Here is a 3326-nt window from a genome sequence, read left to right on the forward strand (position 1 = left end):
ACCAGGTGCAGGTTGTCGGCGTACTCGTAGCGGGTGATGCGGCCGAGTTCGTCGCGTTCGGCGGTGACGCGGCCGTAAGGGTTATAGCTGAACGCGCGGGTAGCGCCGCCAGGCAAGGTGACTTGGGTCAGGCGATCAGCCGCATCCCACTGATACTGAGTGATAGCGCCAAATTCATCTTGGCGGGTGATCTGCCGGCCTAGCGCGTCGTAGCGGTACTTGCATTGCCCGCCGTCGGGCAGGCGCTCTTCCAGCAGTTGGCCGAGGTTGTTCCAGCCCAGTTGATGACGACTGCCGTCCGGGTGGCGAATTTCAGTCAGTTGGCCCTTGAGGTTGTAGCTGTAGTGGGTTTCATTGCCGTCGGGATCGGTTTGCTGGGTGATATCACCCTGACGGTTGCGTTCGTATTTCCAGCGGGCCTTGCCACGCCGGACGTCAACGAGTTGGCCGTTGAAATAGTTGTAACGGGTAGGAACACCTTCCGGCGGGATGACCGCCTTCAAACGCCCCGAGTCGTTGTACTGGTATTCAGTGATCGCGCCCATCGGATCTTTAACGGCGATCAGACGTCCCTGATCGTCGTAGGCATTTTGCGTCTCGCCGCCGTCGGGAGCCGTCTCACTGAGCAGCCGTGCATTCTCATCATGCACATAGACCTGTTCGCTGCCGTCAGAGTTGTAGGCAGTGACTGAGCCCTTATCGTCCCATTCGTAGCGTGCTTCCAATTGTGAATAGTTGGCCCAATGACGGACGCATCGTGAATGCTTACCTTCACGTTCCCATTCCCAGAAGAAACTGGCGCCACCGGCTAACTGCCGCTCCACAATGACGTGTTGGTCGTTGTAGCGGTAATGCTCGGCTTCGCCCAAGGCGTTGATCGCAGATACGAGTTGATTGCGAGCGTTGTAGCGGTAGGTGACCAGCGTCTGAATGGTTAGCCAAGGATCCTGGCGTTCACCACGCTCGTTGTATTCGGCGCGCTGCTGTTGGTGATCCACGGCCACAATGTGGCGATCGTCATAGCGAAGCAGCAAAGATCGTCCAGCACCGTTATCGATGCGTTGGATGCGATCAACAAAGTCATAGCTGAGGTGCAGGCGGTTTTCATAGGCGTCACTGACCGCTGACAATCGCCCGGCACGGAAATGGTAGAAGCGTGCTTTGGGGCCAGCCTGTGTCAGGATCAGTTCGCCGGGTGCATCGCCAAGGTAAATTGCCGCTTGAGCCAAACTGTTGGTGATGGCCGGCCGTTGTTCAGTCGGCATCGGAAACCGCGTCTGACGGTTTTCGTTATCTGTCCAAAGGACGCCTTCGTCATCGATTTGCAAACGATGAGACAGCGAGTGGCTCCAGCCATGTCCGAGTCGGCTGTCAATCTCGACGGCACTGCTGCGGTACAGGCGCGTCCATTCCAGAGGCAGCAGACCACCCAGTTCGCCGTCGGTGAGCGTGAGCAGTTCCTCACCGGTCACCATTGAAATAGGGTCGTCTTTGGCGCAGGTTTCATTGACGCATTTGGACGGTTGATCAGCCGGGTTTTTCGACTGCTGGGGAGCATTGTCGACGTGTTCTACTTGTTCGATCTGCGAGGTCGGTTCATTTTTCTTGCGGGTCTGAACCTGCGCATCGGACTTCACTTTCCCTTCGACAGGATGCCACTCCTTCGGCGGTGTCGCGGTTTCAGCAGGTTTGGGATCCGCAATCTTGACGTCGGCTTTACGCGCCGGGTTGAACTTTGAATCGCCATTGAGCAGCAAGGGCTTCGATGTCTCGGCATGCGGTGCCGCTTTGGACTTGCTCACCTTCATCAGCATGCCTGTGAAGTCTTCAATCAACTTCACGACTTTGCCGCTGCTCTGTACGCCCTTGATGACTTTTGTGCCAACACGCACTGCCAGACCGAGACCGCCGGTCAGGACGATACCGACCAGAATGTTCAGCAGGAACTCTGTGCTCATCTGGGCCAGAACTTCAGTGCAGGTCTGTGGCGGCAGCATTCTCACCCAGGCCACGATGGCTGCGACGTAAATCCACATCAGTGGTTCATCGCTGGCGATCAGCAGGGCAGTTTGAATAGCCTCTGCAGAGGCATCATAAATTTTCTTGATCTGTTCTTCGGTGAAGAAATTTTTCAGTTTTTCGTAGTTCTCGCGAGGGTGCGCGACCAGGTCGTAAAGGCTCGTGATATCGCCCCACAAGCCCATGATCGCTTTCAGGAAACCCTCCCACGCTGCCTCCAGCTCTTGCAGGACGCGTCCACCCATCGAGGCATCGGTGTGCGCCTGCCAGAGCGGCAGGAAACTGGTGCTCCACTCCGTCTGCAGCCAGCCTCCGAGTTCGCCGATCACGCCCTGATAGGAGTTGAACAGGCTGTCGATCTGGGCAGGCGTGGGATTGGGGAAAAAGGTGATTTTGTATTGCTGGTTGGGCGTGAGTCCGGAGACTTCGAGGATTCCGGTTGCGTCGATGGTCTTGTTGATCGCCGGCCCGACTTCATTCTTGCCGATGAAGCGACCATCGACCACAGGGGTCAAGCGTACTGGCGTATTGCCGATCGGTACAAAACGCGCGGATTCGAAGCTGTGCACAAGCACGAGCTTGCCGTTCGCGGGGCAGTTGGCATAAAGGGTGTTTTCCTTTTTGCTGTCCTTGTCCGCCGTGCTGACTTCGTCTCCGACCTTGAATTGCTGCTCAGCATCCAGAATGCCGCCGTACCAGGCTTCGGCATGCTCGCGGTAATCCTTCAGGCACTTCTTGAAGTCATTAATGATGGCTTGAGCATCAGGTTGTTTGGCATTGAGGCCGCCAACAATTCCACCCATCAACACGCTCATACCGCCACCTCACTTTCCAAATGGGCCTTCAGCAGCCCAGTAAAATTTTCTTCCGTGAGCGGCGTTCGCTTTACGAAGCGCGCCACTTTCTTTTGCAGGTTCGACTCGGGGAACGAGAAGTACAGGTCGGCGTGCTCATCCAGCAGCCACTGCATCATGTTGCCGATCACGGTCGACGGGTTCTCGGCCATCAGCCCATCCAACAACCCCTTCGGCACCTCCCACCACGGCCAGTCCTTCGCCTTCCTCACCACCCGCGGCCCGACCTCCAGGCTCTGGCCGTTGATCAGGTAGCGTTCGAACACCGGCAGCAGTTCCCCGGCCGCTTCGCCCAGCCCCTTGAGGATCGGGTGGATGTGCCGGCCGTCCCAGAAGCGGAAGAACACCTCGGTTCCGTCCGGCATCTTCACTTGGGTGAGGCTGCGCAGGTGTTCGAAGACTTCGTCCGGTTCGCTGCGGGAGACGGCCAGCCAGCCCCAGTCGAGGGCGTCG

At 57.6% G+C, this 3326-nt stretch carries 2 protein-coding genes; both read right to left on the reverse strand.

Annotated features, from left to right (window positions below):
• Window positions 1-2834 (reverse strand): DUF6531 domain-containing protein (locus CAG31_RS27910; protein ID WP_139831441.1); only part of this gene is annotated, 2834 nt, incomplete at its 3' end.
• A partial coding sequence (locus CAG31_RS27915; RefSeq protein WP_085586966.1) for a DUF4123 domain-containing protein occupies window positions 2831-3326 on the reverse strand: 496 nt, incomplete at its 5' end. The genes CAG31_RS27910 and CAG31_RS27915, both read right to left, overlap by 4 nt.

The organism is Pseudomonas sp. R25(2017), from assembly GCF_002112565.1.
GTDB classification, from domain to species: Bacteria; Pseudomonadota; Gammaproteobacteria; order Pseudomonadales; family Pseudomonadaceae; genus Aquipseudomonas; species Aquipseudomonas ekonensis.